The 26,879-nt window shown below is 70.6% G+C and carries 27 protein-coding genes; 11 read left to right on the plus strand and 16 right to left on the minus strand.

Annotated elements, in window-relative coordinates; all coding sequences use genetic code 11:
* The first annotated feature begins 30 nt into the window (after nt 1-30).
* Nucleotides 31-1,908, plus strand: a complete 1,878-nt coding sequence (locus ACWEQG_RS10900; protein ID WP_452283661.1) for an acyl-CoA dehydrogenase family protein — start codon at nt 31-33, stop codon at nt 1,906-1,908.
* 64 nt (nt 1,909-1,972) lie between these two features.
* Here the strand turns inward: ACWEQG_RS10900 and ACWEQG_RS10905 are convergent, their stop codons facing one another.
* Nucleotides 1,973-2,131, minus strand: a complete 159-nt coding sequence (locus ACWEQG_RS10905; protein WP_346227517.1) for a hypothetical protein — start codon at nt 2,129-2,131, stop codon at nt 1,973-1,975.
* A 291-nt stretch (nt 2,132-2,422) separates the two neighbouring features.
* Between ACWEQG_RS10905 and ACWEQG_RS10910 the strand changes: the two genes are divergently transcribed.
* Nucleotides 2,423-2,572, plus strand: coding sequence for a hypothetical protein (locus ACWEQG_RS10910; protein ID WP_169988811.1), 150 nt, complete (start codon nt 2,423-2,425; stop codon nt 2,570-2,572).
* 61 nt (nt 2,573-2,633) lie between these two features.
* Here the strand turns inward: ACWEQG_RS10910 and ACWEQG_RS10915 are convergent, their stop codons facing one another.
* The 7 genes from ACWEQG_RS10915 to ACWEQG_RS10945 all read right to left on the minus strand — a co-directional run bounded on the left by ACWEQG_RS10915 (nt 2,634) and on the right by ACWEQG_RS10945 (nt 10,728).
* Nucleotides 2,634-3,779, minus strand: a complete 1,146-nt coding sequence (locus tag ACWEQG_RS10915; RefSeq protein ID WP_363469050.1) for an acetyl-CoA C-acetyltransferase — start codon at nt 3,777-3,779, stop codon at nt 2,634-2,636.
* A gap of 88 nt (nt 3,780-3,867) precedes the next feature.
* Nucleotides 3,868-4,761: a hypothetical protein gene (locus ACWEQG_RS10920; protein ID WP_452283663.1), complete on the minus strand. Its 894-nt coding sequence runs from the start codon at nt 4,759-4,761 to the stop codon at nt 3,868-3,870.
* Between the two features lie 79 nt (nt 4,762-4,840).
* The gene (locus tag ACWEQG_RS10925) at nt 4,841-5,749 is read right to left on the minus strand and encodes a class F sortase (RefSeq protein ID WP_452283665.1); all 909 of its coding nucleotides are present in this window, start codon (nt 5,747-5,749) and stop codon (nt 4,841-4,843) included.
* A gap of 9 nt (nt 5,750-5,758) precedes the next feature.
* Complete coding sequence (locus ACWEQG_RS10930; protein WP_452283667.1) at nt 5,759-6,682, minus strand: hypothetical protein; 924 nt, start codon at nt 6,680-6,682, stop codon at nt 5,759-5,761.
* Nucleotides 6,683-6,838: 156 nt separating this feature from the next.
* Entirely contained in the window at nt 6,839-8,152 is a 1,314-nt protein-coding gene (locus tag ACWEQG_RS10935; RefSeq protein ID WP_452283669.1) for a hypothetical protein, read from the minus strand.
* Between the two features lie 240 nt (nt 8,153-8,392).
* Nucleotides 8,393-9,283: a class F sortase gene (locus tag ACWEQG_RS10940; RefSeq protein WP_363472280.1), complete on the minus strand. Its 891-nt coding sequence runs from the start codon at nt 9,281-9,283 to the stop codon at nt 8,393-8,395.
* Nucleotides 9,284-9,294: 11 nt separating this feature from the next.
* Nucleotides 9,295-10,728: a hypothetical protein gene (locus ACWEQG_RS10945; RefSeq protein WP_452283671.1), complete on the minus strand. Its 1,434-nt coding sequence runs from the start codon at nt 10,726-10,728 to the stop codon at nt 9,295-9,297.
* A gap of 237 nt (nt 10,729-10,965) precedes the next feature.
* On the opposite strand from ACWEQG_RS10945, the gene ACWEQG_RS10950 reads away from it, so the two are divergent.
* Nucleotides 10,966-12,111 (plus strand): acyl-CoA dehydrogenase family protein, encoded by a 1,146-nt coding sequence (locus ACWEQG_RS10950; RefSeq protein ID WP_452283672.1) that lies wholly within the window; start codon nt 10,966-10,968, stop codon nt 12,109-12,111.
* A gap of 8 nt (nt 12,112-12,119) precedes the next feature.
* On the opposite strand, the gene ACWEQG_RS10955 is transcribed toward ACWEQG_RS10950, so the two are convergent.
* A complete protein-coding gene (locus ACWEQG_RS10955; RefSeq protein WP_169988820.1) occupies nt 12,120-12,281 on the minus strand; it encodes a hypothetical protein in 162 nt (53 codons plus the stop codon).
* Nucleotides 12,282-12,349: 68 nt separating this feature from the next.
* The gene (locus ACWEQG_RS10960; RefSeq protein WP_452283674.1) at nt 12,350-13,126 is read right to left on the minus strand and encodes an alpha/beta fold hydrolase; all 777 of its coding nucleotides are present in this window, start codon (nt 13,124-13,126) and stop codon (nt 12,350-12,352) included.
* A 153-nt stretch (nt 13,127-13,279) separates the two neighbouring features.
* On the opposite strand from ACWEQG_RS10960, the gene ACWEQG_RS10965 reads away from it, so the two are divergent.
* A complete protein-coding gene (locus ACWEQG_RS10965) occupies nt 13,280-14,170 on the plus strand; it encodes a hypothetical protein (protein ID WP_452283676.1) in 891 nt (296 codons plus the stop codon).
* 36 nt (nt 14,171-14,206) lie between these two features.
* Here ACWEQG_RS10965 and ACWEQG_RS10970 read toward each other — a convergent pair whose 3' ends face one another.
* Together ACWEQG_RS10970 and ACWEQG_RS10975 are read right to left on the minus strand one after the other, a co-directional pair.
* Entirely contained in the window at nt 14,207-16,432 is a 2,226-nt protein-coding gene (locus tag ACWEQG_RS10970) for a SpoIIE family protein phosphatase (protein WP_452283678.1), read from the minus strand.
* 120 nt (nt 16,433-16,552) lie between these two features.
* Nucleotides 16,553-17,257, minus strand: coding sequence for a metal-dependent transcriptional regulator (locus ACWEQG_RS10975; RefSeq protein WP_363472269.1), 705 nt, complete (start codon nt 17,255-17,257; stop codon nt 16,553-16,555).
* Between the two features lie 111 nt (nt 17,258-17,368).
* Here ACWEQG_RS10975 and ACWEQG_RS10980 point away from each other — a divergent pair, with 111 nt between their 5' ends.
* A complete protein-coding gene (locus tag ACWEQG_RS10980) occupies nt 17,369-17,947 on the plus strand; it encodes a UdgX family uracil-DNA binding protein (protein ID WP_452283680.1) in 579 nt (192 codons plus the stop codon).
* Between the two features lie 16 nt (nt 17,948-17,963).
* On the opposite strand, the gene pdxH is transcribed toward ACWEQG_RS10980, so the two are convergent.
* On the minus strand, nt 17,964-18,608 hold the full coding sequence (pdxH, locus tag ACWEQG_RS10985; protein WP_346227501.1) for a pyridoxamine 5'-phosphate oxidase: 645 nt from the start codon (nt 18,606-18,608) through the stop codon (nt 17,964-17,966).
* Nucleotides 18,609-18,778: 170 nt separating this feature from the next.
* Between pdxH and ACWEQG_RS10990 the strand changes: the two genes are divergently transcribed.
* The 4 genes from ACWEQG_RS10990 to ACWEQG_RS11005 all read left to right on the plus strand — a co-directional run bounded on the left by ACWEQG_RS10990 (nt 18,779) and on the right by ACWEQG_RS11005 (nt 22,610).
* A complete protein-coding gene (locus ACWEQG_RS10990; protein ID WP_452283682.1) occupies nt 18,779-19,885 on the plus strand; it encodes a citrate synthase 2 in 1,107 nt (368 codons plus the stop codon).
* A 225-nt stretch (nt 19,886-20,110) separates the two neighbouring features.
* Nucleotides 20,111-21,223 carry a phosphoserine transaminase gene (serC, locus tag ACWEQG_RS10995; RefSeq protein ID WP_452283684.1) on the plus strand — a complete coding sequence of 371 codons (1,113 nt, stop codon included), beginning with the start codon at nt 20,111-20,113 and terminating at the stop codon, nt 21,221-21,223.
* A 149-nt stretch (nt 21,224-21,372) separates the two neighbouring features.
* Nucleotides 21,373-21,939, plus strand: a complete 567-nt coding sequence (locus ACWEQG_RS11000) for an RNA polymerase sigma factor (protein ID WP_363473585.1) — start codon at nt 21,373-21,375, stop codon at nt 21,937-21,939.
* A complete protein-coding gene (locus ACWEQG_RS11005) occupies nt 21,936-22,610 on the plus strand; it encodes a hypothetical protein (protein WP_452283686.1) in 675 nt (224 codons plus the stop codon). The genes ACWEQG_RS11000 and ACWEQG_RS11005 overlap by 4 nt, the downstream gene beginning before the upstream one ends.
* Nucleotides 22,611-22,622: 12 nt before the next feature.
* Here the strand turns inward: ACWEQG_RS11005 and ACWEQG_RS11010 are convergent, their stop codons facing one another.
* Nucleotides 22,623-23,249, minus strand: coding sequence for a rhomboid family intramembrane serine protease (locus ACWEQG_RS11010; protein WP_452283688.1), 627 nt, complete (start codon nt 23,247-23,249; stop codon nt 22,623-22,625).
* A 135-nt stretch (nt 23,250-23,384) separates the two neighbouring features.
* On the opposite strand from ACWEQG_RS11010, the gene ACWEQG_RS11015 reads away from it, so the two are divergent.
* The gene (locus ACWEQG_RS11015) at nt 23,385-23,987 is read left to right on the plus strand and encodes a TetR/AcrR family transcriptional regulator (RefSeq protein ID WP_452283690.1); all 603 of its coding nucleotides are present in this window, start codon (nt 23,385-23,387) and stop codon (nt 23,985-23,987) included.
* Entirely contained in the window at nt 23,984-24,892 is a 909-nt protein-coding gene (locus tag ACWEQG_RS11020) for an SDR family oxidoreductase (RefSeq protein WP_452283692.1), read from the plus strand. Before ACWEQG_RS11015 ends, ACWEQG_RS11020 begins: the two co-directional genes overlap by 4 nt.
* 65 nt (nt 24,893-24,957) lie before the next feature.
* On the opposite strand, the gene ACWEQG_RS11025 is transcribed toward ACWEQG_RS11020, so the two are convergent.
* The gene (locus tag ACWEQG_RS11025; protein ID WP_452283694.1) at nt 24,958-25,797 is read right to left on the minus strand and encodes a hypothetical protein; all 840 of its coding nucleotides are present in this window, start codon (nt 25,795-25,797) and stop codon (nt 24,958-24,960) included.
* A 278-nt stretch (nt 25,798-26,075) separates the two neighbouring features.
* Nucleotides 26,076-26,873, minus strand: coding sequence for a crotonase/enoyl-CoA hydratase family protein (locus ACWEQG_RS11030; protein ID WP_363465020.1), 798 nt, complete (start codon nt 26,871-26,873; stop codon nt 26,076-26,078).
* Nucleotides 26,874-26,879 lie beyond the last annotated feature (6 nt).

Here is a 26,879-nt window from a genome sequence, read left to right on the forward strand (position 1 = left end):
CAGCTCGTTTCACCGCCGAGGAGGTCGAGGATGACGACCGATTACGCCAAGGCCAGGGAGGTGGCCGAGCAGGCGCGCGAGACGGAATGGACCCGCCCGAGCTTCGGCAGGCAGCTCTTCCTGGGGAACTTCCGGTTGGACCTCGTGCATCCCGCACCCCGCCTCACCGAGGAGGAGATCAAGAAGGGGGACGACTTCCTGCGCGCCCTGCGAGGGTTCCTGCAGGAGAAGGTCGACTCCGCGCTCATCGAGCGCACCGCCGTGATTCCCGACGAGGTGGTCAAGGGCCTGGCGGCCATCGGCGCGTTCGGCATGACCATCGAGGAGGAGTACGGCGGGCTGGGCCTGAGCCACCTGTACTACTGCCGTGCGCTGGAACTCGTGACGTCCTGCTCCCCCGCGCTCAGCGCGCTGCTGTCGGCCCACCAGTCCATCGGGGTTCCCCAGCCGCTACGGCTGTTCGGCACCCCCGAGCAGAAGCGCCGGTTCCTGCCCCGCTGCGCCCGTGGCGAGATCTCGGCGTTCCTGCTCACCGAGCCGGACGTCGGGTCCGACCCCGCCCGGCTGTCGACGATCGCCGTCCGCGACGGCGACGCGTACGTCATCAACGGGGTCAAGCTGTGGACGACCAACGGCGTGGTGGCCGACCTGCTGGTCGTGATGGCCAGGACCGGTGCCAAGATCTCGGCCTTCGTGGTCGAGGCCGACGCTCCCGGCATCACCGTCGAGCACCGCAACCAGTTCATGGGCCTGCGGGGGATCGAAAACGGCGTCACCCGCTTCCACCAGGTACGCGTGCCCGTGGAGAACCTGATCGGCCGCGAGGGCCAGGGCCTGAAGATCGCCTTGACCACGCTCAACACGGGACGTCTCTCGCTGCCCGCCACCTGCGTCGGCGCGGCGAAGTGGGCGACGAAGATCGCCCGCGAGTGGGGCCGCGAGCGGGTCCAGTGGGGCCGGCCGGTCGGTCAGCACGAGGCCGTGGCCCGCAAGGTCGCCTTCATCGCCGCCACCACGTACGCGCTGGAGTCGGTGGTGGACCTCGCCAGCCGGATGGCCGACGACGAGCGCAACGACATCCGCATCGAGGCCGCGCTGGCCAAGTTGTACGGCTCGGAGATGGCCTGGCGGCTCATGGACGAGCTCGTGCAGATGAGAGGCGGCCGCGGCTACGAGACCGCCGAGTCGCTGCACGCCCGCGGCGAGCGCGGCGTGCCGGTCGAGCAGATGCTGCGCGACATGCGGATCAACCGCATCTTCGAGGGCTCGACCGAGATCATGCACCTGCTCATCGCCCGCGAGGCGGTGGACGCGCACCTGTCGGTCGCGGGCGAGCTCGTCGATCCGAAGGCCGGCCTGCGGGCCAAGGGGCGGGCCGCCACCCGGGCCGGCGCCTTCTACGCCAGGTGGCTGCCGAGCCTGGTGACCGGGCCCGGCCAGGTGCCCACGTCGTACGCCGAGTTCGGCCCGCTGGCCCCGCACCTGCGGTACGTCGAGCGGACCAGCCGCAAGCTCGCCAGGTCGACGTTCTACGGCATGTCGCGCTGGCAGGCGCGGCTGGAGCACAGGCAGGGGTTCCTGTCGCGGATCGTCGACATCGGCGCCGAACTGTTCGCCATCACCGCGGTATGCGTGCGCGCCCAGGAGGAGTCGGCCGAGTTCGGGCGCAAGCCGTACGAGCTCGCGGACACCTTCTGCCACCAGGCCAGGCAGCGGGCCGAGGCGCTGTTCGACCGGCTGTGGGACAACACCGACGCCGGCGACGTGCGGCTGGCCCACCGGGTGCTCGACGGGCGGTACACGTTCCTGGAGGAGGGCATCGTCGACCCGTCGATGGAGGGCCCGTGGATCGCCCCGCAGCGCACCGGGCCGTCGATGTTCGAGGACGTCCACCGGCACATCGGCTGATGGGAACGGAACGGCCCCGCCCCCGGCGTGCGGGGGCGGGGCCGTGTCGCGAGGCCGGTCAGGCTCACACGTCGAGGCAGTACATCCAGCCGTAGCCCGAGACGTAGCAGCGGTACCAGCCATCGGGCTTCTGGGCGTGCGCCGGGGCGGACAGGACGCCGAAGGTGGTGACGGCGACGGCGGTGGTGGCGAGAACGGCCGCGGCGCGCTTGAGCGACTTCACTGGTATCTCCTGTGCAGGGGACGTTTGTTTGACGAGTCCGAGTACACAGGAACCCACTTGGCGAGATCTGGTGGGCGACTTGGAGGCCACTTGCACGGTTTGGATGCGTGAAAACCCTTTGTCCCGCGATGCGCGGGCTTGTTACTGTCACTCGCATGTGGATTCTGTACGGCGACCGCTGATCAGCCTCTGAGCCGCTGATCCGCTCAGCTTTCCGGCCCTGTCCATCCGACGCGGCAGCTGAGTGTCGGCACCTCGGTGCCGCGTTCCCGACGTACAAGGAGATCCCGTATGCGTACTCGCGCGTCCAGCAAGGGCGGCAAGCAGCAGAACCCGCGCACGCCGCAGCCCCAGCGTTCCTTCCCGCCGCCGCCGCGGCAGATCCCGGCCCCGCCCATGCGGCCGGTACGGCAGCCGCGGCGGCTGCCGAGGGCCAAGTAACCCCGTCCGGACACGGAAAGGGCACCCCGTCGCTCGACCGGGGTGCCCTTCGCCGTGAGCGTCAGAGGCGCTCGATGATCGTGACGTTGGCCTGGCCGCCGCCCTCGCACATCGTCTGCAGGCCGTACCGCCCGCCGGTGCGCTCGAGCTCGTGCAGCAGCTTGGTCATGAGGATCGCGCCGGTGCCGCCCAGCGGGTGTCCCAGCGCGATCGCGCCGCCGTTGGGGTTGGTCCTGGCCGGGTCGGCCCCGAGCTCCTTGAGCCAGGCCAGCGGAACCGGGGCGAACGCCTCGTTGATCTCGATGACGTCGATGTCCTCGATCGAGAGCCCGGCCTTGGCCAGCGCCTTCCGCGTGGCCGGGATCGGCGCCGTCAGCATGTAGACGGGATCGTCGCCGACCAGCGTCAGCGTGACGATCCGGGCGCGCGGGATCAGGCCGTGGTCGCGCACCGCCTGCTCCGAGGCGATGAGCAGCGCGCCGGAGCCATCGGAGATCTGCGAGGAGGTGGCCGCGGTGATCCGGCCGCCCTCCCGCAGGGTCTTGAGCTCGGCCATCTTCTCGAGCGTGGTGTCGGGCCGCGGGCCCTCGTCGTCGCTCACGCCGTTGACGGGGGCGATCTGCTCCTTGAAGTGGCCGTTGGCGATCGCCTTCGCGGCCCGCTGGTGGCTCTCGTAGGCGAATACCTCCAGGTCCTGCCGGGAGAATCCCCACTTCTCACACATCAGCTCCGCGCCGCGGAACTGGGAGATCTCCTGCTTGCCGTACCGCTCGACCCACTTGTCACCGAACGGGAACGGCATGCCCTTCTCCAGCGCCGCCGTGATGCTCGACCCCATCGGGACGATGGACATCGACTCGACGCCGGCCGCCACGACGAGGTCCTGCGTGCCCGACAGCACTCCCTGCGCGGCGAAGTGGATCGCCTGCTGCGACGAGCCGCACTGCCGGTCGATGGTGACCCCGGCCACCGTCTCCGGGAGGCCCGCGCTGAGCCACGCGTTGCGCGCGATGTCCATGGACTGCGGGCCGAACTGCATCACGCAGCCCATGATCACGTCGTCCACGGCGGCGGGGTCGACGCCGGTGCGCTCCACGAGCGCGGAGAGAGTGTGGGCGGCCAGGTCGACCGGGTGGACCGTGGAGAGCCCGCCCTTCTTCTTGCCGACCGGAGAGCGGACCGCCCCGACGATGTACGCCTCTGCCACAGTGCCTCCATAAGAAACCGAGCAATGTTCGGTTAGTGAGAGGTTACATCAGAACTTTCGTCCGGGCAGGCGACGATACGGGCAGGGCTCAGGCGTGACGTCCGGGTAGCACGTCGGCGGGCTCGGCGAGCAGGAATCCCCGGCTGTCGGCCGCGATCCCCCGGAGCCCGTTCGCGAGCGTCACCGCGACGGCCGCCCGCCCGACCAGATCCGCCCGCGCGTCGTCCTCGGGCACCAGGTCCGCGTCCGCGACGCCGACGGCCGCAAGAACGTCCTCCGGCCCGATCTCCGTGCTCTCCGCGTCCTCGCCGTTCGTCTCCTCCGTGCGGTCGACCGGCGAGACCCGCGCGACGGCGATCTCGGTGAGGTACGGCCAGCGCGTGCGGGCGACGGGCGGAATGCGGTGCCCCTCCTCCACGGTGAGGATGAGCGCGTCGCCCGCGTAGACGTCGGCCACCCTGCCGCGGCGGACGGGGACGTGGACGACGCCGTCGACGAGTTCTCCCTCGGGCCACCTCTCGGCGTCCACGGCGTCGACGAGACCCAGCAGCCCGCCGAGAACCTCCAGGACCTCCTCGGGCTCCGGTACGGCCGGCAGGTAGACCAGGGGGTCTCCGCCGTCCTCCGCGGGATCGAGCGGCTCGCCCTGGCAGAGCGACCAGCCGCCCAGGCGGTACGCGATGCCCTCGGCCAGGCTCTTGTCGAAGAAGTCGACGGGCAACGGGCCCTCGGCGGCGATCCGGCAGGCCCAGAGCCTGTCGGAGTCGGACACGCCGAGCTTGGCGAGGATGTCTCCGGTCAGCTCGATGGGCGGCTGGATGCGCGATCCGCCCGCGATGATGTCGTCGCCGTCCGTCGTCGCCTCGGGATCGGCGAGTTGCGCGACGGCCAGCAGTGTCTTCTGGTCCGGCCGAGCGGGCAGCAGCGCCGTGGGTCCCGTACGCAGCCGGCCGGGGAGCAGGACTTTCGAGAACCAGCCCACAGGCCCTCCTCATGATCGGTCGAAGAGACCATAGCCCCGACGGCCGCCGATCACGAGCCCTTCCGGCGAGGTGCCCGATTCAGGACCTCGACTTCGCGAGACGCGTGCCGGTCATCGTGGCGTAGACGATGACGTTGTCGTAGTAGTGACCGGTCGAATGGTTGTACTTGCCGCCGCAGGTGATCAGTCGCAGCTCGGCGTTGTCGGCGTGGCCGTACACCCGGTTGGTGGGGAACGTCTGCTTGTTCGCCTGCTCGACGCCGCCCACGGTGAAGATGGCCACGGTTCCGTCGAGGCGGTACACCTCGATTTTGTCGCCGTACGCCAGTTCGGGCACGCGGGCGAAGACGGCGCTGCGCGTGGCCGTGTCCTTGTGGCCGAGCATGACGGCCGGGCCCGCCTCCCCCGCCGTCGGGCCGCCGCGATACCAGCCGACCAGGTTCGGGTCGCTGATCGGGGGCGTCTGGATCGCCCCGCTGCGGTCGAGACCGAGCGACTTGATCGGCGCGTTGACACCGATCTTGGGAATGACCAGGCGCTTGGGCGTGGACGGCTGCATCGCCGGAGCCGCCGGGATGTTCGGCACCGGCGGCGGCGCGTCGGCGACCGCCTGCGTCAGCGGTTGCCCGCCGCCCGGCCCCACAGAGGGGGCGAGCCCGTTCTGCGGAGCCGCGAGCTTCAGCGTCTGACGGGTCGGCGCGGCGTACTCGTCGGGGTTGTTCACCATGATCACGACACCCACGATCACGACGACCAGGCCCACGACGGCCGCCGTGATCAGCAACCGCCGGATGGCCTGCGCGCCGTCGCCGGGAGGCTTCTCCTCCGGCGGCGGGGGCGCCGGCTGCGCGGGCTGCATCTGGGGCAGCATGACCGGCTGGAAGACCGGCTGGCCGTAAACCGGCTGCGGGTAGCCCTGCCCGCCCGGCCCGGGAGGCATGCCGTACGGCTGGCCCGGCGGGTACTGTCCAGGAGGCGGGGTCGTCATGGGCGCGTCCTAGTGCCGCACCGGTCGGCGCCGGGTCCGCAGGACGAGGCCGCCGCCCGCCGCCGCCAGCATCAGCGCGGTGCCGGTGAGGACGAAGAGACGGGCGTCGGGGCCCGCGTCGCCGCCGCCGCCGGTAGCCGCGCCACCCCCGGGCGTGTTCTCGATCTGGACGGACTTCGTCTTCGTCTTGGACGGCGTGGGCGACGCGAAGACCGTCTCGTACACCGTCCGCGTGTTGCGCGGCGACGGCGAGACGCTCGCGGACGGGCTGGCGCTGGGACTCGCACTCGGGCTCGCGCTGGGGGACGCCGAGGGGCTCGCCACCGCGATGGTCGCCGCCGCGGGCGTCGTGTTCGTGCCCGTCGCCGCGATGACGCAGTTGTAGAGCGTGGTGGGCGTCGTGGTGGTGGTCGAACCCGTGGTGCCGGGCGCGATCATGTTGATCTTGAAGTCCTTGGCGGTGAGCACGACGGAGGTGGCCCCGGCCGACGGCGTGACGGTCAGCGTCGCCGTCGGGAGGGTCGGCATGGCCCCCGCGGCCGCGATGGCCGACGTCAAGGCCGCACCCGTGGGCGAGGGCGTGGACACGCCCGCGTTCATGCCGGCCGGCAGCGCCGACGCCGACACGCTCGGGTGCAACTGGATCGACGCACCGCTCGCGATCTCCACCGGCGCGGGGAACGCCGCACCGGCGGCCGGCTGGATGCTCAGGGTCGCGGTGTACTGGGTGCCGCTTCCCGTCGAGGTGAGCGCCACGGTGAAATCGTGTGTGACGGGCGTGCCACCGCTGGTCGACGGAGTGCACGTGTACGTCACGGTCTTCGTGTCGGCTTGCGCGCCGAGCGCGGTCAGGCCCAGGAGAAGGCCCGCGCTGACCACTCCGGCCGCGGCGGCCCTCCCGGCGACACGGCCGCGCGCCTTTGACTTCAGCACTGACTTCTCTCCACTTCGATGCTCGCAGTCAACAGGCGTACCAGCATGCCAGCATACGGTCACGGTCAGGTAGAGATCTTACGGACAAAAACCCCAAGACCGCCTCCAATTGCCTAAACATTCTCCCGTTCGGACCATGACCGCGTCAGGCGGACGCTAATTCCGGCCGTACGAGCCGGGGTTCGGGCCGAAGCGTCGCAGCAGCAACCCTCCGGTCGTGGCGGCGGCCATCAGCGCCACACCGGTGAGCATCACGAGCCGGGCGTCCGGGCCCGCGTCGCCCCCGCCACCGGTCTGCGCGCCGCCGAGCGGCGTCGTCCTGACCTGCTTGGTCGTCGTACGGGAGACCGTCGCGGTGACGGTGGTCGACACGGTGGTGGTCGCCCTGGCCGTCGCCGTGGTGGTGGCCGACACCGTGGTGGTCGCCGTGGTGGTCGCGGTGGTGGTCGCCGTGACGGCGGCCGGGGACGTCGTCGTCTCGCCGGGGGTGGGCGACGCGTTCGTGTCGTCGTCGGAGGGCGTCGTGCCCGACTGATCGGATGACGAAGCGGAGACCACGAACGCGAGCGACGCGCGGGTCGCGGGATCCGGCAGCCGGCACGTGTAGAGCGCCTCACCCGCGCCTGTGGTGCTCCCGGCCGGCAGCAACCTCAGCGTGAAGTCCCCGGCCGCGACTCCCACCGTGCCCTCCGCCGTCGGGGTGAGCGTGACGAGCAGTTCGGGGATCGGCGACAGCGTGGCCGACGGCGCGAGGGACGTCTGCACGGCCGTGGACGCGGACGGGCTCAGCGTGATGGCCGAGGGGGTCTCGTCCTCGGTACCGGTTACCGCGCCGTCCGTGGCGGGCGTCGCGCTCGGAGACGGCGTGCCACTCGGAGACGGCGTCGCGCTCGGAGACGGCGTCGCGCTCGGGGACGGCGTCGCGCTCGGGGACGGCGTCGCGGAGGTGTCGGCGGCCACCTGGGACTGCGCGTCGCCGCCGGACTCCGCGCCCTCGGGGGAAGGCGAGGGAGAGGGAGTGGGCGAGGCGGAGGGCGAGGCGGAGGGCGACGGCGTGGCCGAGAGGGAGGGGCTGGGGGTCGGCGATTCGCCGGAAGTGCCGGACTCGCTCACCACGGGAGCGCCGGTCGCCTCCATCACGCCTTCGGCGACCACGACGTCATTCGCCGCGATGCCCGTCGCGGGCGCCACCAATGCGCTCTGTCCGTCCGACGGCGAGGCGGGAGCGATCCGCCAGGTCACGACCGCCGCGCTGTTCACCACCGCGTCGACCGGGGCGACCAGAGCCACGCTCACGGGGTAGGTCGCGGGGGCGCCGCCCGCCGGAGTGCAGGAATACAGCACGGTCGTGGGTTCGCTCGCCGCGAGCGCCGGCCAGGTCATCAGGGCCAGCGCGGCCGTCACTCCCGCCGCCGACCGGGCCGCGATGCGATGCCGGGCGCTCCTGCGCCGGGCACTGGGGTCGGGCACGACGTCTCTCCTGCCACCACAGTCGCGTACACGTGGCCAACAGTCTTCCAGTAGTTGACCACCGACATAACCGGCAGAGCATGATGTCAGGAAATTCTCAGGGAATGTTCATCGCCCTCCCACGCCGAGCAGGCCGTGAGCCGGGCCCCGGCGGCCGTACGGCGAGGCCGCACGGTCCACCCGGACGCGAGGCGCGGGAGGACGAAAGAGGTGGTCGGCGTGAGCCGACCACCTCGCGGGTCACTTGCCCTTGGTCTCCGTCAGCGTCGCGTAGACGATGATGTTGTCGGTGTAGTGGTGCTGCTTGGCGTTGTAGACCCCGCCGCAGGTGATCAGCCGCAGCGAGGACGAGATCGTGTTGCCGTAGACCCGCTTGGTCGGGAACGTCGACTTGCTGACCTGCTCGATCCCGTCCACCGTGAAGATCGCCATCTTGCCGTCCGCGCGCATGACCGCGATCTTGTTGCCGCGCTTGAGCTCGCGCAGGCGGCTGAAGACGGCGGCGCCCTTGCGGGTGTTCACGTGCCCGAGGATGATCGCCGGGCCCTGGTCGCCGGGGGCCGGCCCGAGGCGGTACCAGCCGGTGAGGTTCGGCTTGCTCAGCGGAGGCGTCTGGATGACGCCGGACTTGTCCACGCCCACCGAGCCGACGGTGGCCTTCACGCCGATCGCCGGGATGCTGATCTTGAGCGGCCTGCCGGTGACCTTCTTGGTCGTCGTCGTCTTAGTGCCGGTCGACGAGGACGACAGCGGCGTCGAGGACGACGAGGCGGCGCTCGTGAAGGTCAACGGGGCGATCGGCTTGATCGCGGGAAGCGGCGGCGGCGCGGTGGGGTCCGCTGCCGTCAGCGGCACGCCCGGCCCGCCCGGGCCCACGGTCGGCGGCAGCAAGGCCACACTGCCCGCGTCCTGGACGTGCACCTGCCCGCCCGGGACCGGTCCGCTCTCCTGCGGATCCGAGGGGCTGAGCGCGACGAGCACGCCGGCCATCACGGCCGCGATGCCGCCGAACGACCCGGCCACGAGCAGGGTCGCGAGGACCGGCTGAGGCAGCGGCTTACGCGTCTTCGTGGCGTCGCTCGCCGTCCCGTCCGGGACGGGAGCGGAGCCACCGTCGGGAGTCCCGTTCATCGTCATCCTCCTCAGCTCCGCTCGCCCGCGTGTGCCGCCCTGCGTCGCAGCATCGCCACGCCGCTGAGCATGCCGATCACCAACAGCGCACCGCCCGAGCCGATCAGCAGCACTCCCGAAGCGGCCATCCGCTCCGGAGCCTCACCGGTCTGCGCGCCGCCCTTCGGCGTGACCGCCACCTGGGCCACGGTCGGCGTCGCGGTCAGCGTCACCGTCCTCGTCGCCGTCGGCGACGGACTGCCCTGCGGGACCACCGCCACGACGTAGTTCTGCGTCGCCGACAGGTTCGGGCTCCTGCTCGGCGAAGGCGACGGAGACGGCGACTGACCGCCCGGCGACGCCGAAGCGGACGGGCTGCCCGAGGGACTCGGCGAACCACTCGGCGACACGCTTCCCGAAGGGCTGGCCGAGGTGTCCGGAGACGTGTCGGGAGACGCGTCGGGCGAACTGTCCGGCGACGGGCTGGCCGGGTTCTCGTCACCGCCGCCGATTTTCACCTGGACGGCGACCGGGTCGCTGATGAGCGTGCACTTGGCGCGGTACTGCTCCGGCGGGCCGGGCAGCTCACCCGTGATGACTCGGAAGGCGTCGAGCAGCGTCCGCTTGTCCTCGACGTTCTTGATAGTGATCGTGTGCTGTTTGTAGTCGAGCCCGGTGAAGCTCCACAAGGTCTGGCCACCGACGTTCGAGTCGTTCACCAGCGTGCCGTCGTCGTTCTTTGAGGGATCCACCCGCGGCGGCGTGCTCAGCTGGTCGTCGATCCAGATCTCCACCGGCCCGCCACGCCGGTCCTTCTGCGCGACGTACTCCACCCCGGTCCCAGTGAAGGTGAGCGACGCCCACGCACCGGCCTGCTTGGTCTGGTGGTAGTCCAGGTGGTAGTCGCCGTCCTCGCCCGGCCGGTCGTTGACGTCCCTCCACTGACCCGCGCTGTAGGTGATCGAGGGGTCGTCGTCATTGACCATGATCTCGGAGGCGGGCGGCCGGAAGTCCACGTACAGGTCCCCCGGCTTGACCGTCACCGTACCGGCCCGGGTGGTGTACGCGAAGTCGGAGATGGTGGCCGGCAGGTTGAGGGGAGTCCCCTTCTTCATCGGCCCAGCCTGGTCGACGCTCCCAACCGGCTGCAGCTGTCCCTTCCAGCCGTCGCTGAGGTTGACCTCTCCGGTCACGTAGATCCTGCCGCCGTTGGGCAGCAGGGTGGGCGCCCCGAAACGGGTTGCGTCCCGGTAAGCCAGGTTCCAGCCGACGTTGAGGGGATCCCGGACGTTCAGCGTGGTGGGAACGGTGAGCTTCGTCCGCAGGTAGACCGTCCCAGAACCCGTCGAGGCGATGCCCTGATTACAGGCATAGTCGACGACGAGATCGACGGCGTTGGCCTCCGCCGTTACCGACGGCACGACGATCGCCGCCGTACCCGCCAAGCCGAGGGACAGGGCAGCCATGGTCCTAGGGAGACCAGCTCTCCACCGTTTCACCGCATACTCCGATCACAGGTCCGTCCGGGCGGGCCTATAGCAAACCGAAGGTAGATCTTAGGGGGTACGGAAGTGGTCAAAGGGGTCGTTATCGCGATGGTGTCGGAGTTGTGACCAGCCGTACAAGAAGGCGACGCTGACTCGGGGAGCACCAGAATCGTATTCTGGTGCCGCCAACAGACCCTGAGCCGGAAGGCGTACCCGATGCGGCGAGACCTCTTCGACGAGGAGCACGACCTCTTCCGCGAGACCGTCCGTGAGTTCATGGCCCGCGAGGTCGTGCCCCACCACGCGCAGTGGGAGAAGGACGGCATCGTCCCCCGCGAGGTGTGGAAGAAGGCGGGCGAGCTGGGCATGTTCGGCTTCGCCGTCCCCGAGGAGTACGGCGGTTCGGGGATCACCGACTTCCGCTACAACGTCGTGATCGTCGAAGAGATCATCCGCGTCGGCGCCAGCGGCCTCGGATTCGGCCTGCACAACGACATCATGGCGCCGTACCTGGTCGACCTGACCGACGACGAGCAGAAGCAGCGCTGGCTGCCCGGCTTCGCGTCCGGCGAGCTGATCACGGCCATCGGCATGACCGAGCCGGGAGCCGGCAGCGACCTGCAGGGCATCCGCACCACCGCCGTCCGCGAGGGCGACCACTACGTGGTGAACGGGCAGAAGACTTTCATCACCAACGGCATCAACTCCGACCTCGTCGTGGTCGTGACCAAGACCGACCCCGCGGCGGGCGCGCGCGGCACCTCGCTGCTGGTGGTGGAGCGCGGCATGGAGGGCTTCACCCGCGGCCGGAACCTGGAGAAGGTCGGCATGCACGCGCAGGACACCGCCGAGCTGTTCTTCGAGAACGTCCGGGTGCCGGTGGCCAACCTCCTGGGCGCCGAGGAGGGCCAGGGCTTCTTCCAACTGATGAACAACCTGCCGCAGGAGCGGCTGTCGATCGCGGTGGCGGCCGTGGCCGCCGCGGAGACGGTGCTGGAGCAGACGATCGAGTACTGCCGCAACCGCACGGCCTTCGGCCGGAGCATCGGCAAGTTCCAGAACACCCGGTTCCTGCTGGCCGAACTGGCCACCGAGGTGGAGATCGCCCGCCACTACGTGGACAAGTGCGTGCGCGCGCTCAACGCCAAGGAGCTGACGGCGGTGGACGCGGCCAAGGCCAAGTGGTGGACGACGGAGCTGCAGAACAAGGTCGTCGACCGGTGCGTCCAGCTCCACGGCGGCTACGGCTACATGCTGGAGTATCCGGTCGCCAAGGCCTGGCTCGACAGTCGCGTGCAGACGATCTACGGCGGCACCACCGAGATCATGAAGGAGATCATCGGCCGGTCGTTCGGCTTCTGACCCCCGCCTCAGCCGCGCTGCTGCCCCCAGATCAACAGCATGGCCACCACGAACACGACCATCACGCCCCCGTAGGCCACCGGGCTCAGCCGGAAGAACCGGCGCACCTTGTTCAGCAGCCACGCGAACAGGAGCGCCAGGAAGACCAGAAGGATGAGTCCGGTGTCCACACTGATCAGTATGCGTGGGATTCCCCGCGGCCGCGTGCCCGTGGGCACAAGCGGCATCGGAAGACGGCTCAGCGGGGATCGCCGCAGCGTTCGGTGATCACCCGGGCGACCAGTTCCGGGTCGTCGCTCATCGGCAGGTGGCCGCAGCCCCGCAGCAGCAGCGCCCGCTGCCCCGCCCACCGCGCCGCCCGTACGGCCTGGCGGCGCGGCAGCAGCCGGTCTCGCTCGCCCCAGGCGATCGTGACCGGCACCTTGGGCGGCGCGGGGGGCGCGACCCACGCCAGCGAGTCCAGCGTCTCCTCGAATCCCGCGCAGTCGCGCAGCGCCTCGGCCGCCGCACGCACGGCCGCACCCGGCAACCGCCCGGGGCGGGCCACGAGCAGGCCCATGGCCAGCGCCTTGCCCTCGTCCGTACCGGCCGCGAGCGCGGGCAGCCCGTCCGCCCGCGCCCCCAGCCGCAGCAGGCGCAGCACCGCCCGCGCGTACGCGTACTCGGGCCGCGACCAGAACCCGGCGGGAGACAGCGCGACGGCCGTGCGGACGTCGGCGCAGGACGCCAGGTCGAGCGCGATGTAGCCGCCCAGCGAGTTGCCCGCGACGTGCGGCCGGCTCAGGCCGAGCCCGGTCCAGAACCCCCGCACCGCCCGCCCCAGCGTCTCCACGCTGTACGGCGTGCCGTACGGCAGCGGCGGGGAGTCGCCGTGACCGGGCAGGTCAACCGCGATGACATCGTGCCGCTCGGCGAGCAGGTCGAGAACCGGCGCCCAGCCGTGCCTGTGGTGGCCGATGCCGTGGAGGAGGATCAGCGGCGGCCCGCTGCCGCGGCGGTCGTGGGCGAGCTCCATACCGACGAGTCAAGCACCACGCACGGCCGGAAAGAAGCGCCGGCGCCCACGACGCGCAACCGAAGTCCCGTCCGGGCGGACCCGGTGCGTGCTCGTCGTTTCCGGCTGCAATCATGTTCCGGCACAACGACCACAGGCGGGACGCACGACACGATGACCATCACCAAGCCGGAGGAGCACACCGGCCACGCCGACCTGCCGGAGCCGGACGTGAAAGCCGGCGTCGTCGATCTGCTGGAACGCAGCGGATCGGTCGTGGTGCCGATCGCCATCGCTCTCTACGCGCTGCTCTACCTCGGCATCCAGCAGGTCTACGGCATCTTCGACATCAGCCCGGAACAGGCGGGAATCGACCAGGCCACGATGTTCGGCCGCCTGGTGGGAACGCTGGTCCTGCTCATCATCGGCGGCACGCTGCTCGCGGGTGTCGTCGTGGCGGTCCTCTGGCTGCTCGACAAGGCCACTCTCGGCCGTCTGTTCCGCCTCGCGCAGGCCGTACGCACCCGTCCGTGGGCCGCCGCGGCCGCCGGCGCGCTGTGGTGCGGGGCGAGCTACTGGGGCTTCCTCGGCTACCTCGGGCTGGGCGAGGGCGCCTCGCTGGCCGGCATCGTGATCACCTCGGTGGTGATCGGCGCCCTGGCCTTCCTCGTGCCGTTCCGGCTGCTGCGGCGGCGCCCCACCGGCCGCGCGGGCATGAAGATCGTGGTCGCCGCGTTCACCGGCATCGGGCTGGGCTTCGCGCTGATGGGACAGATGGAGAGCGACGCGCTCGCCGTCGCCGAGAAGGGCAGGCCCGCCAGCATCCTCCTGTCCATGGTGGGCTTCCAGGACCAGTGGGTGGTGCTCAACGACCGCGAGAGCGGCAAGGTGCTGCGCGGCGGCGTGCAGGTGCTGCTGCTCGGCGAACGCGAGGGCGCGTACGCGTTGTACGACTGCGCTCACCAGGAGACCTTCCGCATCTCCATGGAGGCGACCGTGCTGCGGCAGGTGACGCTCGAACCCGAACGCCCGGACGGATACAGCTGCATGAAGCAGAAGAACTGACGTGACGCGCCCCCCGCGCCGGGGGCGCGTCACGACCTAACGACCGCCGATGGGGATCTCGAACCAGACGGCCTTGCCCTCGCGGGTCGGGCGGGAGCCCCAGCGTCGTGCCAGCTGGTCGACGAGGTAGAGGCCGCGGCCGCCCTCGTCGTTCTCGCCCGCGCTGCGGATGCGGGGCAGGCGGAGATCCTGGTCGAAGACCTCGACCCAGACGGACTCCGCGCCCCTGCGCAGCCGCAGGGTGAACTCCTTGTCGCCCGCGATCTCCTCCTCGAAGCCCGGCACGTCCCACGACTCGTCGAACGGCAGCGGCGGCCCGTCGAGCACCAGCTCGCGGCGCGGCACGCTGGCACTGGCGGCGTGCAGGACCACGTTGGTCACGACCTCGGAGACGAGCAGGCAGGCCAGCTCCGCGCGTTCCTCGGGCACCTGCCATCCGGCGAAGGCCTCGGACGCCATGCGCCGCGCCTCGCTCACCATGATCGGCTGGGCCGGGAACGTCCGCTCCTGGGACTGCAGCTCCGTGCCGGCCGCGCGGACGACGAGGATGGCCATGTCGTCGTCGATCTCGCCGGGGACGGCCACCGTGGCCAGGTCGGCGATGCGCTCGACGGACTCCCCCGACGCCTTGGCCAGCTTCTCGCGCAGGATGCCCAGCGCCTCGTCGTCGTCGGGCGCGCTCGAGGCGGAGTCGCGCGGCGGCCTGCGGTCGACCAGGCCGTCGGTGTAGAGGAGCAGGGTCGCGCCGGGGGGCAGCTCCTTCGTCTCCTCCTTGTAGACCAGGTCGGCGTGCACGCCCTTGGCCCGCACCCCCAGGGGCTGGCCGACCTCGTTGATCTCCAGGTCCTTGACCTCGCCGTCCACCATCAGCAGCGGCGGCGCGTGCCCGGCGTTGGCGAACGACAGCTGCCTCGACCACGCGTCGTACACCATGTATTGGCAGGTGACGATCGGCGGGTTGGTGATGTCGGCGCCGAAGTCGTCGTGCTCGGGCGCGGCCACCACCCGGGTCCACTCGTCCAGGCGGGCGAGGATGTCGGCCGGCGGCTTGTCGTCCTGCGCGAAGGCCCGCAACGCGGCCCTGAGCTGGCCCATGACCGCCGCCGCCTTGGCCCCCCGGCCCTCGACGTCGCCGATCACGATGCCGACCCGACCGGCCGACAGCGGGATCACGTCGTACCAGTCGCCGCCCACCTGGGTCTGGATGCCCTGGCCGTGCGAGGCGAGCGGGGCGGCGGGGTAGTAGCGGACCGCGATCTCCAGGCCGTCCAGCGTGGGCAACTGGCGCGGGAGCAGGTGCTTCTGGAACGACTCCGCGGTGTGCCGCTCCTCTTCGAACAGCAGCGCGTTGTCGACGGCGAGCGCGACGCGGGTGGCGATGGCGCCGACGAAGTCGCGGTCGAAGGTGTCGTAGTGGGGCGAGCGCCGGTTCGTGAGATTCGACATGCCGAGGTACATCAGGCCGAGCGTCTCGCCGCGCACGCACAGCGGGGCGACGATGGCCGAGGTCATCCCGATCTCACCGCACAGCCGGGCCGCGCCCTCGCTCGGCGCCGGGTAGCTCACCTGGGAGAAGTCCTCGACCAGGATCGTCTCCTGGCGGCGCAGCGCGCTCTCGGCGTAGTGCCCCAGCGGGTATCTGATCTCCGCGCCCACCGGCCGCCAGGTGTCCGGCGGCGGCGTCCAGCCGTTCACGTGGGTGGAGACCTTGCGCACCAGGCGGTCGCCCTCGACCAGTTCGATGAAGCAGTGGTCGGCGAACTGCGGGACGAGCATCTCGGCGACCCGGTCGAGCGTCTCCTCGACGTACAGGGAGCCGGCGAGCCGTTCGCCGATCCGCTCCAGCAGGCCGAAGCGGTCCTTCTCACGCTCGTTGCTGCGCATCGCCTCGCGCGCGGTGATCACGATGCCGCTCACCGAGCCGGAGGGGTGCCGCAGCGGCACGGCCTGCGCGCGCACGTAGATCATCGTGCCGTCGCCGCGGGCCACGTCGAACGTGCCCTCCCACACGTTGCCGCGCAGCACGTGCTTGGCCAGTTCGGCCGCGAGCGGATGGTCCTTCTCCGTGATCCCCAGGGTGAGCAGCGACTCCTTGCCCGGAGACGCGCCCACACGGCCGAACAGCTGCTCGGCGAAGGGATTCCAGTACAGGACGTTGCTGAAGCGGTCGGTCACGACCACGGCCATCTCCGCGTGGTCGAGCACGGATCCGGCGGAAAGGTGGTCGTCGGCGTCCTGTGACAGATCTCCCCATCGCCTCATGCCACGACCGTCCCTTGACGAGGTGGGTTCGCTATGCCGGGCACGGGCGCTCCTGCGAAGGCTGGGTCGCGAGAAATGAAAGGACTCCCTAGGGGATTCAACCAGGCACAACTCATTCCGTCATCGTCTGGTGACAAAAACGTGTGAGGCGACGTCCCTCGGAAGATCCGCGGTCGTGGTCCCCACCTCACCATCAGCTGTCACCGTTACACCGTTGTCGCTCGCCGCGAGCGTCACCTCGCGTCCGGGTTGTATCCCAACTTGCTTGAGTTTAAGCATCAGGGCCGGGTCGCTTTGCACTTGTTCACTGATTCGGCGCACTACAACGGGCACGGGGGCCTGTCCCGCGAGGGTCACCATGGGTGACACCATCTCATCTCCGGTCGAACCGGGCTGCGGCACCCCCAGCTCGTCGAGGCCCGGAATCGGATTGCCGTGCGGGCACACGCGAGGGTTCTGCAGAAGGTTCACGAGCCGGGTCTCCACCGACTCCGACATGACGTGCTCCCACCGGCACGCCTCGATGTGGACCTCTTCCCACGGCAAGCCGATCACCTGGGTCAGCAGGCACTCGGCGAGGCGGTGCTTGCGCATGACTCGGATGGCCAGCGTCCGGCCCAGCTCGGTCATGCTGAGGTGCCTGTCTCCCTCAACCTTGACCAGGCCGTCGCGCTCCATGCGCGCCACCGTCTGGCTGACAGTCGGGCCGCTCTGCTGCAGGCGCTCGGCGATGCGCGCGCGGAGCGGCACGATGCCTTCCTCTTCGAGCTCGAAGATCGTCCGGAGATACATCTCCGTCGTGTCGATCAGGCCGTGTGCGGTCAAGGCTCCTCCAGTCCTTGTAAATCGATGCTACGACCTCCCCCGCGTTCGCAGCCGACCCTATTGGGGAAGCGACCCAGGATGGGAAACATCGGAGCGCAGCGATTCCTTCCGGTGGATATCAGCCTGCCCGCTCTCCGGGAGGCCGCGCGCCACTGCCAGGGCTGCGATCTCTATCGCGCCGCCACTCAGACGGTCTTCGGCGAGGGCGTGCCCGATGCGTCTCTCATGCTGGTCGGCGAGCAGCCGGGCGACCAGGAGGACCATGAGGGCGCGCCGTTCGTCGGGCCCGCGGGGCGCCTGCTCGACAAGGCGCTCGAGGAGGCCGGCATCGAGCGCGAGGCGGTGTACGTGACCAACGCGGTCAAGCACTTCAAGTACGAGCCCCGCGGCAAACGCCGGATCCACCAGAAGCCCACGGTGGGAGAGATCAACGCCTGCCGGCCCTGGCTGGAGGCCGAGATGAGCCTGGTGGACCCGGAGGTGACCGTGGTGCTGGGGGCCACCGCCGCCCGGGCCCTGCTGGGCCCGGACTTCCGCGTCACCAGGCATCGTGGGGAGCCGGTCCCCCGGCGTGAGGGGGCCTACTACGTGGCGACGATCCACCCCTCGGCGATCCTGCGCTCACCCGACCGGGACGAGGCGTACTCCGGCTTCCTCACCGACCTCAAGGTCGCGGCCGGGCTGCTCTGATCGGTCGGGCGTGCCCTCAGGGAGCGAGGCGCTCCAGCGTCCAGGACGCGCCGGTCCGCCGGTAGCGGAGCCGGTCGTGCATGCGGTCGGTCTGGCCCTGCCAGAACTCGACCTCCGCGGGCACCACCCGGAAGCCGCCCCAGAAGTCCGGCAGCGGCGGGTCCTGCGGCCAGCGGGCGGCCAGCTCCCGGAATCTGGCGTCGAGCTGCTCCCTCGACTCGACGACCGCCGACTGGCGGGAGGCCCACGCGCCGATGCGGGAGCCGTACGGGCGAGAGTGGAAGTAGGCGGCGCTGTCCTCGCGCGGGAGCCGTACGACGGAGCCCTCCACCCGGACCTGCCGCCTGATGGGATGCCACGGGAACAGCAGGCAGGCGCGCGGGTTCTCACCGAGGTCGCGGCCCTTGCGAGACTCGTAGTTGGTGAAGAAGACGAAACCGCGCTCGTCGAACCCCTTGAGGAGGACGGTGCGTGCGGAGGGGCGGCCACCGGCGGAGCTGGTGGCCACGACCATGGCGTTCGGTTCCGGCAGCCCCGCGGCGACGGCGTCCGCGAACCACAGCGCGAACTGCGTCACCGGGTCCGCCGCCATGCCGGACTCGATCAGGGGCTCACCTTCGTAACTGTGCCGGAGCCCGGGGAGGTGCGATGCGCTGTCCACGGAAAGGTATTCTCGCGTGCTCGGCATACGTCTCGAGCGGTGGCCCCCACCAGGGAGAACCCCGTTCGGTAGGGCCGGGGGCGCGACAGCCGGGCGCTGCGGGTTAAATTGACCCGCCGGTATCTCGACATCAAGGCTCTGGACTTCACAAGAGAGGGAGGCGGCCGAGAATGTCCGACTTCAAACCCGGGCTCGAAGGCGTGGTGGCGTTCGAGACCGAGATCGCGGAACCGGACAAAGAAGGGGGCGCCCTGCGATACCGGGGCGTCGACATCGAAGAGCTCGTAGGCAACGTCTCCTATGGACACGTCTGGGGCCTGCTCGTCGACAACTCGTTCCAGCCGGGGCTTCCCCCGGCGGAGCCGTACCCCGTTCCCGTCCATTCCGGCGACATCCGAGTAGACGTACAGAGTGCGCTGGCCATGCTGGCGCCCACCTACGGCTTCAAGCCGCTGCTCGACATCGACGACGACCAGGCCCGCGACGATCTCGCACGTGCCTCGGTGACCGCTCTGTCGTTCGTCGCGCAGTCGGCCCGCGGCCTGGGACTGCCCATGGTCCCGCAGAAGCGCGTGGACGAGGCCGAGAGCATCGTCGAGCGGTTCATGGTCCGCTGGCGCGGTGAGCCCGATCCGAAGCACGTGAAGGCCATCGACGCGTACTGGACGTCGGCCGCGGAGCACGGCATGAACGCCTCGACGTTCACCGCCCGCGTGATCGCCTCCACCGGCGCCGACGTCGCGGCCGCCCTGTCGGGCGCGGTCGGCGCGATGTCGGGCCCGCTGCACGGCGGCGCTCCCGCGCGCGTGCTGCACATGATCGAGGGCGTCGAGAAGATGGGCGACGCCCGCAAGTACGTCCAGAGCGAGCTGGACAAGGGCCAGCGGCTCATGGGCTTCGGCCACCGGGTCTACCGGGCCGAGGACCCGCGCGCCCGTGTGCTGCGGCGTACGGCCAAGGAGCTGGGCGCGCCGCGCTACGAGGTCGCCGCCGCGCTGGAGACCGCCGCGCTGGAGGAGCTGCACGCCCGCAAGCCGGACCGGGTCCTCGCGACCAACGTGGAGTACTGGGCCGCGGTCGTGCTCGACTTCGCCGAGGTGCCGTCGAACATGTTCACCTCGATGTTCACCTGCGCCCGCACCGCCGGCTGGGCCGCCCACATCCTGGAGCAGAAGCGCACGGGCAGGCTGGTCCGCCCCAGCGCGAACTACGTGGGCCCCAAGCAGCGCTCGATCAACGAGGTGCGCGGCGCCGCCGAGGTCGTCGGCAAGGTCTGAGCTCTCGCGCGGGTCCGGCCCAGCGGCGTGCCTAAACAGCTCCGAGAGGCCGCCGGGCCCGGCCCGCGCACCCTCGACGGCCCGTCCCTGCCCGGGCGGGCCGTTTCCGCATGCGCTGCGTGGTTCCACACGCAAGGCGCTGCGTGATCTCGAAACGAGACCATGACCGTCTCATCATCCGGACCATGGTCTAGAGCATCCGCGGGTCTCACTAGGCTGGAAGCCGTGGCTGACATCGTGATTCCCGCTGACATCAAGCCCGCCGACGGCCGCTTCGGCTGCGGGCCCTCGAAGGTACGCCCCGAGCAGCTCGCCGCTCTCGCCGACGCCGGGGCGAAGGTCATGGGCACCTCCCACCGGCAGAAGCCGGTGAAGAACCTCGTCGCCCGCGTCCGCGCCGGGCTCACCGACCTGTTCTCCCTCCCCGAGGGGTACGAGGTCGTGCTGGGCAACGGCGGCACCACGGCGTTCTGGGACATCGCGGCCTTCGGGCTGATCCGGGAGAAGTCGCAGCACCTGCACTTCGGGGAGTTCTCCTCGAAGTTCGCGACGGTCGCGAAGAAGGCCCCCTGGCTCGCCGATCCCTCGGTGATCAAGTCGGAGCCGGGCAGCCACCCGCTGCCGGTCGCCGAGGAGGGCGTGGACGTCTACGCGCTCACCCACAACGAGACCTCCACCGGCGTCGCCATGCCGATCAAGCGCGTCGCCGACGACGAGTCGCTCGTCCTGGTGGACGCCACCAGCGGCGCGGGCGGCCTGCCGGTCTCCGCCGAGGAGTTCGACGTCTACTACTTCGCCCCGCAGAAGAGCTTCGCCTCCGACGGCGGCCTGTGGATCGCGCTGTTCTCGCCCAAGGCGCTGGCCCGGGTGACGGAGATCACCGAGAGCGGCCGGTTCGTCCCCGAGTTCTTCAGCCTGCCGACCGCCATCGACAACTCGGTGAAGGACCAGACGTACAACACCCCGGCGGTCGCCACGCTGTTCCTGCTGGCCGACCAGATCGACTGGATGAACGCCCAGGGCGGCCTCGCCTGGACCACCGCCCGTACGGCCGACTCCGCCTCGCGCCTGTACACCTGGGCCGACAAGACGTCGTACACCACGCCGTTCGTGGCCGACCCGGCGCAGCGCTCCAACGTCGTCGGCACCATCGACTTCGACGACGCGGTGGACGCGGCGGCGGTCGCGAAGGTGCTGCGGGCCAACGGCATCGTGGACACCGAGCCCTACCGCAAGCTCGGCCGCAACCAGCTGCGCATCGCGATGTTCCCGTCGATCGACCCCGCCGATGTCGAGGCGCTGACCTCCTGCGTCGACTACGTGGTCGAGCGTCTCTGACGTTTCACGTGCGGCCGCCTGTCCGGCGGCCGCACGTTCTCGCCGACGGTCTCCGGGCCGTCGGCTTTTTCGTTTTTCCGGTCCTGTAACGGTGTGCGGCGCTCCGTCCAAGCAGGGATGTGTCTGTCACACAACCGAGGGGAGCGCCGGTGCGCCGTGAACAGACGGGTCCGGCGGGCTTCGCCCGTGATCCCGACGCATTCGAAGCCTTCTACCGGCGGCATGTCGACGCCGTGACGCGGTTCCTGGCCAGGCGGGTGGACGATCCGCACACCGTCGCCGACCTCACGGCGGAGGTGTTCCTCGCCGTGCTCGATTCCGCGCACACCTACCGCCCGGACAGGGGCAGCGAGATCGCTTGGCTCTACGGCGTGGCCCGCAACACCGTGCTGGCGCAGCGGCGCCGTACGGCGAGGGAGTTACGCGCCACCAGCCGGATCGCCGGCCGCCGCCTGCTCGACGCCGACGACATCGCCCGCCTGGAGGAACGCGTCGACGCCGAGTCGCCGGCCCGCCTGGCGCTGGAGGCGATGGCCGATCTGCCGGACGGCGACCGCGCGCTGCTGGAACTCGTGGCCGTGGACGGGCTCAGCCCCGCCGAGGCCGCCGCCGCGCTCGGCATCAGGCAGGGCACCGCCCGGGTCAGGCTGCACCGCGCCAGGCGACAGGTCCGGCGCTTTCCCGGAGTCATGGAACTGATCGGAGGAACGAAGTGAACGACACTTTCGAGGACAGACTCCTCGCCGAACTCAAGGCGGAGATCGTGGCCCGGGAGGCACGGACGCACGTGCCGGCCGTGCGCCGGATCGCCCGGCCCCGGTTTCTGGCCGGCGCCGCGATCGCCGCCGCCGCGGCCGTCGCCGTACCGCTCGTGGTCGGGCAGCAGACTCCGGCGTACGCGCTGACGAAGAACCCGGACGGGTCGATCAACCTGAAGATCAACGAGTTCAGGGACCCGGACCAGGTCGAGCGGGACCTGGCGAAGATGGGCGTCCCCGCCGACATCACCTATCTGCCGCTGGGCAAGAAGTGCGCCGACGGGCGCGCTCCGTTCGTGGCGGGCGACGACGCCTCCTTCACGAAGGAGGAGATAAAGAGCGACGACCCCGCGGTACGGGCGCGCGTCCGAAAAAAGATCGAGAACCTGGCGTCGAGCAGGGCGATCCAGCCGAAGAACGGCATCACGATCCACCCCGAGTTCGTCGAGCCGGGGCAGGTGGTCCTGATCGAGATCAACGAGAACCCCGTGCGACGGGACGCCGAGCACCCCGGAGTCGCCTGGCAGTTCAGCGGCCGCCTGACGGACGGCCCGGTCAAGCCCTGCCGGGTCGTCGACGACCCCACCGCGTTCGAGGTCGGGAACGCCACCCCGCCTCCCGGCTCCTGAGCCGTTCGCGCGTCAGGCCGTCACGGGCTTGCGGCGGCGCAGCAGCCACGCGGCGATCACGCCGCCGATGAGCCCGAACAGGTGGCCCTGCCAGGAGACGCCCGGCTGGGTGGGCAGGGCCCCCCACAAGATCGAGTAGTACAGCACGGCGACCACGACGCCGAGCACGATGTCGAGGGCCCGGCGGTCGAAGAGCCCCCGGGCCACGACGTAGCCGAAATATCCGAAGACGAGGCCGCTCGCGCCGATCGTCAGCGTGTCCGGCGGGCTGGTGAACCACACGCCCACCCCACTGACCAGGATGATGACCAGGCTCGCCGCGAGGAACCTGCCGATCCCCCGGATGGCGGCCAGGAACCCCAGGATGAGCAGCGGCAGCGAGTTCGCCATCAGGTGCCCGAACCCGGCGTGCAGGAACGGCGCGAACAGGATGCCGGGCAGGCCGTCCGGCTCGTGGGCGACGATGCCGTACCTGTCGAGCCGTCCGTTCTCCACGTAGTCCACGATCTCGATGGCCCACATCACCGCGACGAGCACGATCATCAGGATCGCGCTGCCCAGGGCGCCGGTGAGCAGCGCGGACGTCCGCTCCCGCATCGACCTGCCCGCCGGGGGCAGGCCGGGCCCGGAATCACTCATGGCTTCACCGTACGCAGTCCCTCTCACGAACGAGCGGACTGCCCGGATCCGCGGGGATCATGCCGGCGGAGTTGCCGCGACAGGCGAACGGGCTGTATTAATAAATGGACAGGCATTTATAAAAGGGAGAGGCCGGTGGCGGGACGCCCCCGAGGAGTGGACGATTCGGTGATCCTGCGCGCGGCGGCCGAGGTGATCGGCCGGGTGGGTCCGGCAGGGCTGACCCTCGCCGCCGTCGCCGACGAGGTGGGCCTCGTCCCCGGCACTCTCGTGCAGCGGTTCGGGTCCAAGCGCGGTCTGCTGGTGGCGCTGGCGAGGCAGTCGGCGCACGAGGCCGAGGCGCACCACGAGCGACAGCGGCAGGGGCGCACCTCCCCGCTGGAGGCGCTGCTGGCGCTGGCCGAGGAGTCGATGGCCCTCATGGACACGCCGGAGCGTTTCGCCAACCACCTGGCGTTCCTCTGCATGGACCTCACCGATCCGCAACTGCACGAGCACGCCCTGGCCATGCACGAGGCGCAGCGTAGGGCGATCCTGGCGCTGCTGGACGAGGCGGTGGCCGCGGGAGAGCTCCGCGCCGGCGCCGACACCGCCGCGTTGGCCGAGTCCGTCCAGTCGCTGATCGCCGGCACCGGTCTGACGTGGGCCCTCGACCGGCGGGGCACGCTGCCGGAGCGGCTCCGGCGGGCGGTGACCGCGCTCCTCTCACCTCACATCCCTTCGAAGGAGATGTCATGAACGACAGCCGGCCGCTCGCCGGGAAGGTCGCCCTCGTCGCGGGAGGCACGAGGGGCGGAGGGCGCGGCATCGCCGTCGAGCTCGGGGCCGCTGGCGCGACGGTCTACGTCACCGGCCGCAGCCACGCGGCCGGCCGTTCCGACCTGGACCGTCCCGAGACCATCGAGGAGACCGCCGCCCGCGTCACCGCGGCCGGCGGCACCGGCATCGCCGTGCGCGCCGACCACAGCGACCCCGGGGAGGTCCGCGCCCTGGTCGACCGGATCGCCACCGAGCAGGACGGACGGCTCGACGTCCTGGTCAACTCCGTGTGGGGCGGCGACGCGTTGACCGACTGGGCGCATCCCCTGTGGGAGCAGGACCTCGACACCGGTCTGCGGCTGCTTCGCCGGGCGGTGGACACGCATATCGTCACCAGCCGGTTCGCGCTTCCGTTGATGGTCGCCCGCCGGAGCGGTCTGGTCGTGGAGGTCACCGACGGCAACACCGCCCGGTATCGCGGCTCGTTCTTCTACGACATCGCCAAGTCCACCGTGATCCGTCTGGCCGTGGCCCAGGCGGCGGAGCTGAAGCCGTACGGCGTGGCGGCCGTCGCCGTCACCCCGGGTTTCCTGCGCTCGGAGGCCATGCTGGAGCACTTCGGCGTGACCGAGGACAACTGGCGGGACGCGGTGGCCAAGGACCCGAACTTCGCCCACTCCGAGACCCCCGCATACCTGGGACGGGCCGTCGCCGCCCTGGCCGCCGATCCCGGCGTCATGGCCAAGACCGGGAGGGCCCTGGCCACCTGGGGACTGTACGAGGAGTACGGCTTCACCGACGCGGACGGCACCCAACCGGACTTCGCCGCGCACTGGGCGAACGCTCTGGAAGCCGAGTACGGCCCCCTCGGCGACCCGCTCTGACCGCCTCGCTCCCGTACCGTAGACAGGGCGCTTCCGCACCGGCGATGAGCCGTCCTCCGGCTTCGTCAGCGTGACGGCGTGGCGGTCGGCGGGGTGGACGGCGAGGTGGACGGTGAGGTGATGACCTCGGGCACGCGGGTCACCATCAACGTGCCGTCGTAACCGACGTACTCGACGTTCGCCGATCGGCAGCTGAGGATCATGGGGCCGGGTGCGCTCAGCTTCGCGGTGGTGAAAAACTGGATCTTGGGCCACTCGCCCTGGTCCTGCTCGCTGCGGACTGAGACGACTCCGGTGGGCGTTTTGAGCTCGCACAAGGCGAAGTAGCCGGACGTCCCCGGTCCCTTACTCGACCAGGGATTGACGTCGACACGGGTTTGGACGATGTAGTCCCCCGCGGGCAGCTCGGAGACGCGCACTACATCCACCCACGCACCGTCCCGACGATCAACGGCCTGACGGACGTAGTGGGTCTGCCCGTACGTCGCGCCGGGCTCGCCCTTCTCGCCCTGCGGGCCCTGGGGTCCGGCCGGGCCCTGGGGTCCTTGCGGACCGGTCTCTCCCCTGGCCCCCTGGGGGCCGGTCGGCCCGGTGAGTCCCTGAGCTCCGGTAGGTCCGGCAGGACCGGTCGGTCCGATCGGTCCCTGGGGTCCGGCGGCGTTCCAGGACACGGTCCGGTACTCGACGGGACACGTGCCGCCGGGGGCAGGCGCGGCCACCTGCGCACCTTCGGTTCGGCCCTGGACCGACTCCTCCGGTGCCTGGGGCATCCGCATGACGCCGTCGGGGCCCACGCAGGCCACGATCGACGTGTTCGCGGTCGTGGCCACCGCGATTCCCCCGCCGCCCACGAGCAGCCCTGCCACCGCCCCGGTCGCCAGCCAGGCACTACGACCAGCTCTCACGTCCCTCACCCTTTCCTCGTTCCGCGGATGATCAGCATGAGGAAAGGTAGGCGCGCGAAAGTGAGCGGGGCGTCATCACCGCGGGGGATGTCCGGTCCGCCGTACAGGGGAGTGCGCTGCCACCGGTGTCCCCGCCGGGCGGAGCCGCCGGCGGCAGCGCCGTCGCGAGTCCGGGGAGATGCGCCCACGGCGGGCCGGAAACGGCTCGGGGCGCCCCTGCGCGGAGCGCCCCGAGCAAGCACTACGCGGAGCGCCCCGACGGATCTGCGGCGGGAGGGTTACTCGCCCTTCCAGACGGGAGCGCGCTTCTCGGCGAAGGCCGCGGCGCCCTCCATGGCGTCCTTCGAGGTGAAGACTGGGCTCACGATCTCGCCCTGCTTGCGGAACATCTCGTCGAGCGACCAGTCGGCCGACTCGACGATGACCCGCTTGGTCGCGGCCAGCGCCAGCGGCGCGTTCGCGGCGATCGTGCGGGCCAGTTCGAGCGCGCCGTTGAGCGCCTCGCCGGGGTACGTGATGCGGTTGACCAGCCCCAGCTCGTACAGCCGGGCCGCCGGGTAGTGATCGCCGGTGAGGGCGATCTCCATGGCGATGTGGTACGGGATGCGGCGCGGCAGCCGCATGACCCCGCCCGCGCCGGCCACCAGGCCGCGCTTGGGCTCCGGCAGGCCGAACTTCGCCTCCTCGGACGCGACGATGATGTCGCAGGACAGCGCCAGCTCGAAGCCGCCGGCCAGCGCGTACCCCTCGACCGCGGCGAGGATCGGCTTCTTCGGCGGCGCCTCGGTGATGCCGCCGAAGCCCCGCCCCTCGACCACCGGCATGTCGCCGGTGAGGAAGCCCTTCAGGTCCATGCCGGCCGAGAACGTGCCGCCGGCGCCGGTGAGGACGATCGCGGACACATCGGGGCTTTCGTCCAGCTCGTCCAGGGCGGCCGCGATTCCGCGCGCCACGGCGCCGTTCACGGCGTTCCTGGCCCTGGGCCGATTGATGGTGACGACGGCCACGCCGCCGTCGACGATCTCTACGAGTACCTCGTCCGGCTCAGCGGCCGGCCCGGAGTTGACCTCGGACACCTGACC

The sequence above is a fragment of the Microbispora sp. NPDC004025 genome, from assembly GCF_053604425.1.

Bases quoted from the DNA above. Each gene is read 5' to 3' on its own strand.
- ACWEQG_RS10990 (WP_452283682.1), top strand. From the start codon at position 18,779: ATGTCCGACTTCAAACCCGGGCTCGAAGGCGTGGTGGCGTTCGAGACC.
- ACWEQG_RS10940 (WP_363472280.1), bottom strand. From the start codon at position 9,283: ATGAACGGGACTCCCGACGGTGGCTCCGCTCCCGTCCCGGACGGGACG.
- ACWEQG_RS10925 (WP_452283665.1), bottom strand. From the start codon at position 5,749: ATGACGACCCCGCCTCCTGGACAGTACCCGCCGGGCCAGCCGTACGGC.
- ACWEQG_RS11010 (WP_452283688.1), bottom strand. From the start codon at position 23,249: ATGAGTGATTCCGGGCCCGGCCTGCCCCCGGCGGGCAGGTCGATGCGG.
- ACWEQG_RS10970 (WP_452283678.1), bottom strand. From the start codon at position 16,432: ATGAGGCGATGGGGAGATCTGTCACAGGACGCCGACGACCACCTTTCC.
- ACWEQG_RS10965 (WP_452283676.1), top strand. From the start codon at position 13,280: ATGACCATCACCAAGCCGGAGGAGCACACCGGCCACGCCGACCTGCCG.
- ACWEQG_RS10910 (WP_169988811.1), top strand. From the start codon at position 2,423: ATGCGTACTCGCGCGTCCAGCAAGGGCGGCAAGCAGCAGAACCCGCGC.
- ACWEQG_RS10950 (WP_452283672.1), top strand. From the start codon at position 10,966: ATGCGGCGAGACCTCTTCGACGAGGAGCACGACCTCTTCCGCGAGACC.
- ACWEQG_RS10900 (WP_452283661.1), top strand. From the start codon at position 31: ATGACGACCGATTACGCCAAGGCCAGGGAGGTGGCCGAGCAGGCGCGC.
- ACWEQG_RS10960 (WP_452283674.1), bottom strand. From the start codon at position 13,126: ATGGAGCTCGCCCACGACCGCCGCGGCAGCGGGCCGCCGCTGATCCTC.
- ACWEQG_RS10945 (WP_452283671.1), bottom strand. From the start codon at position 10,728: ATGGCTGCCCTGTCCCTCGGCTTGGCGGGTACGGCGGCGATCGTCGTG.
- ACWEQG_RS11020 (WP_452283692.1), top strand. From the start codon at position 23,984: ATGAACGACAGCCGGCCGCTCGCCGGGAAGGTCGCCCTCGTCGCGGGA.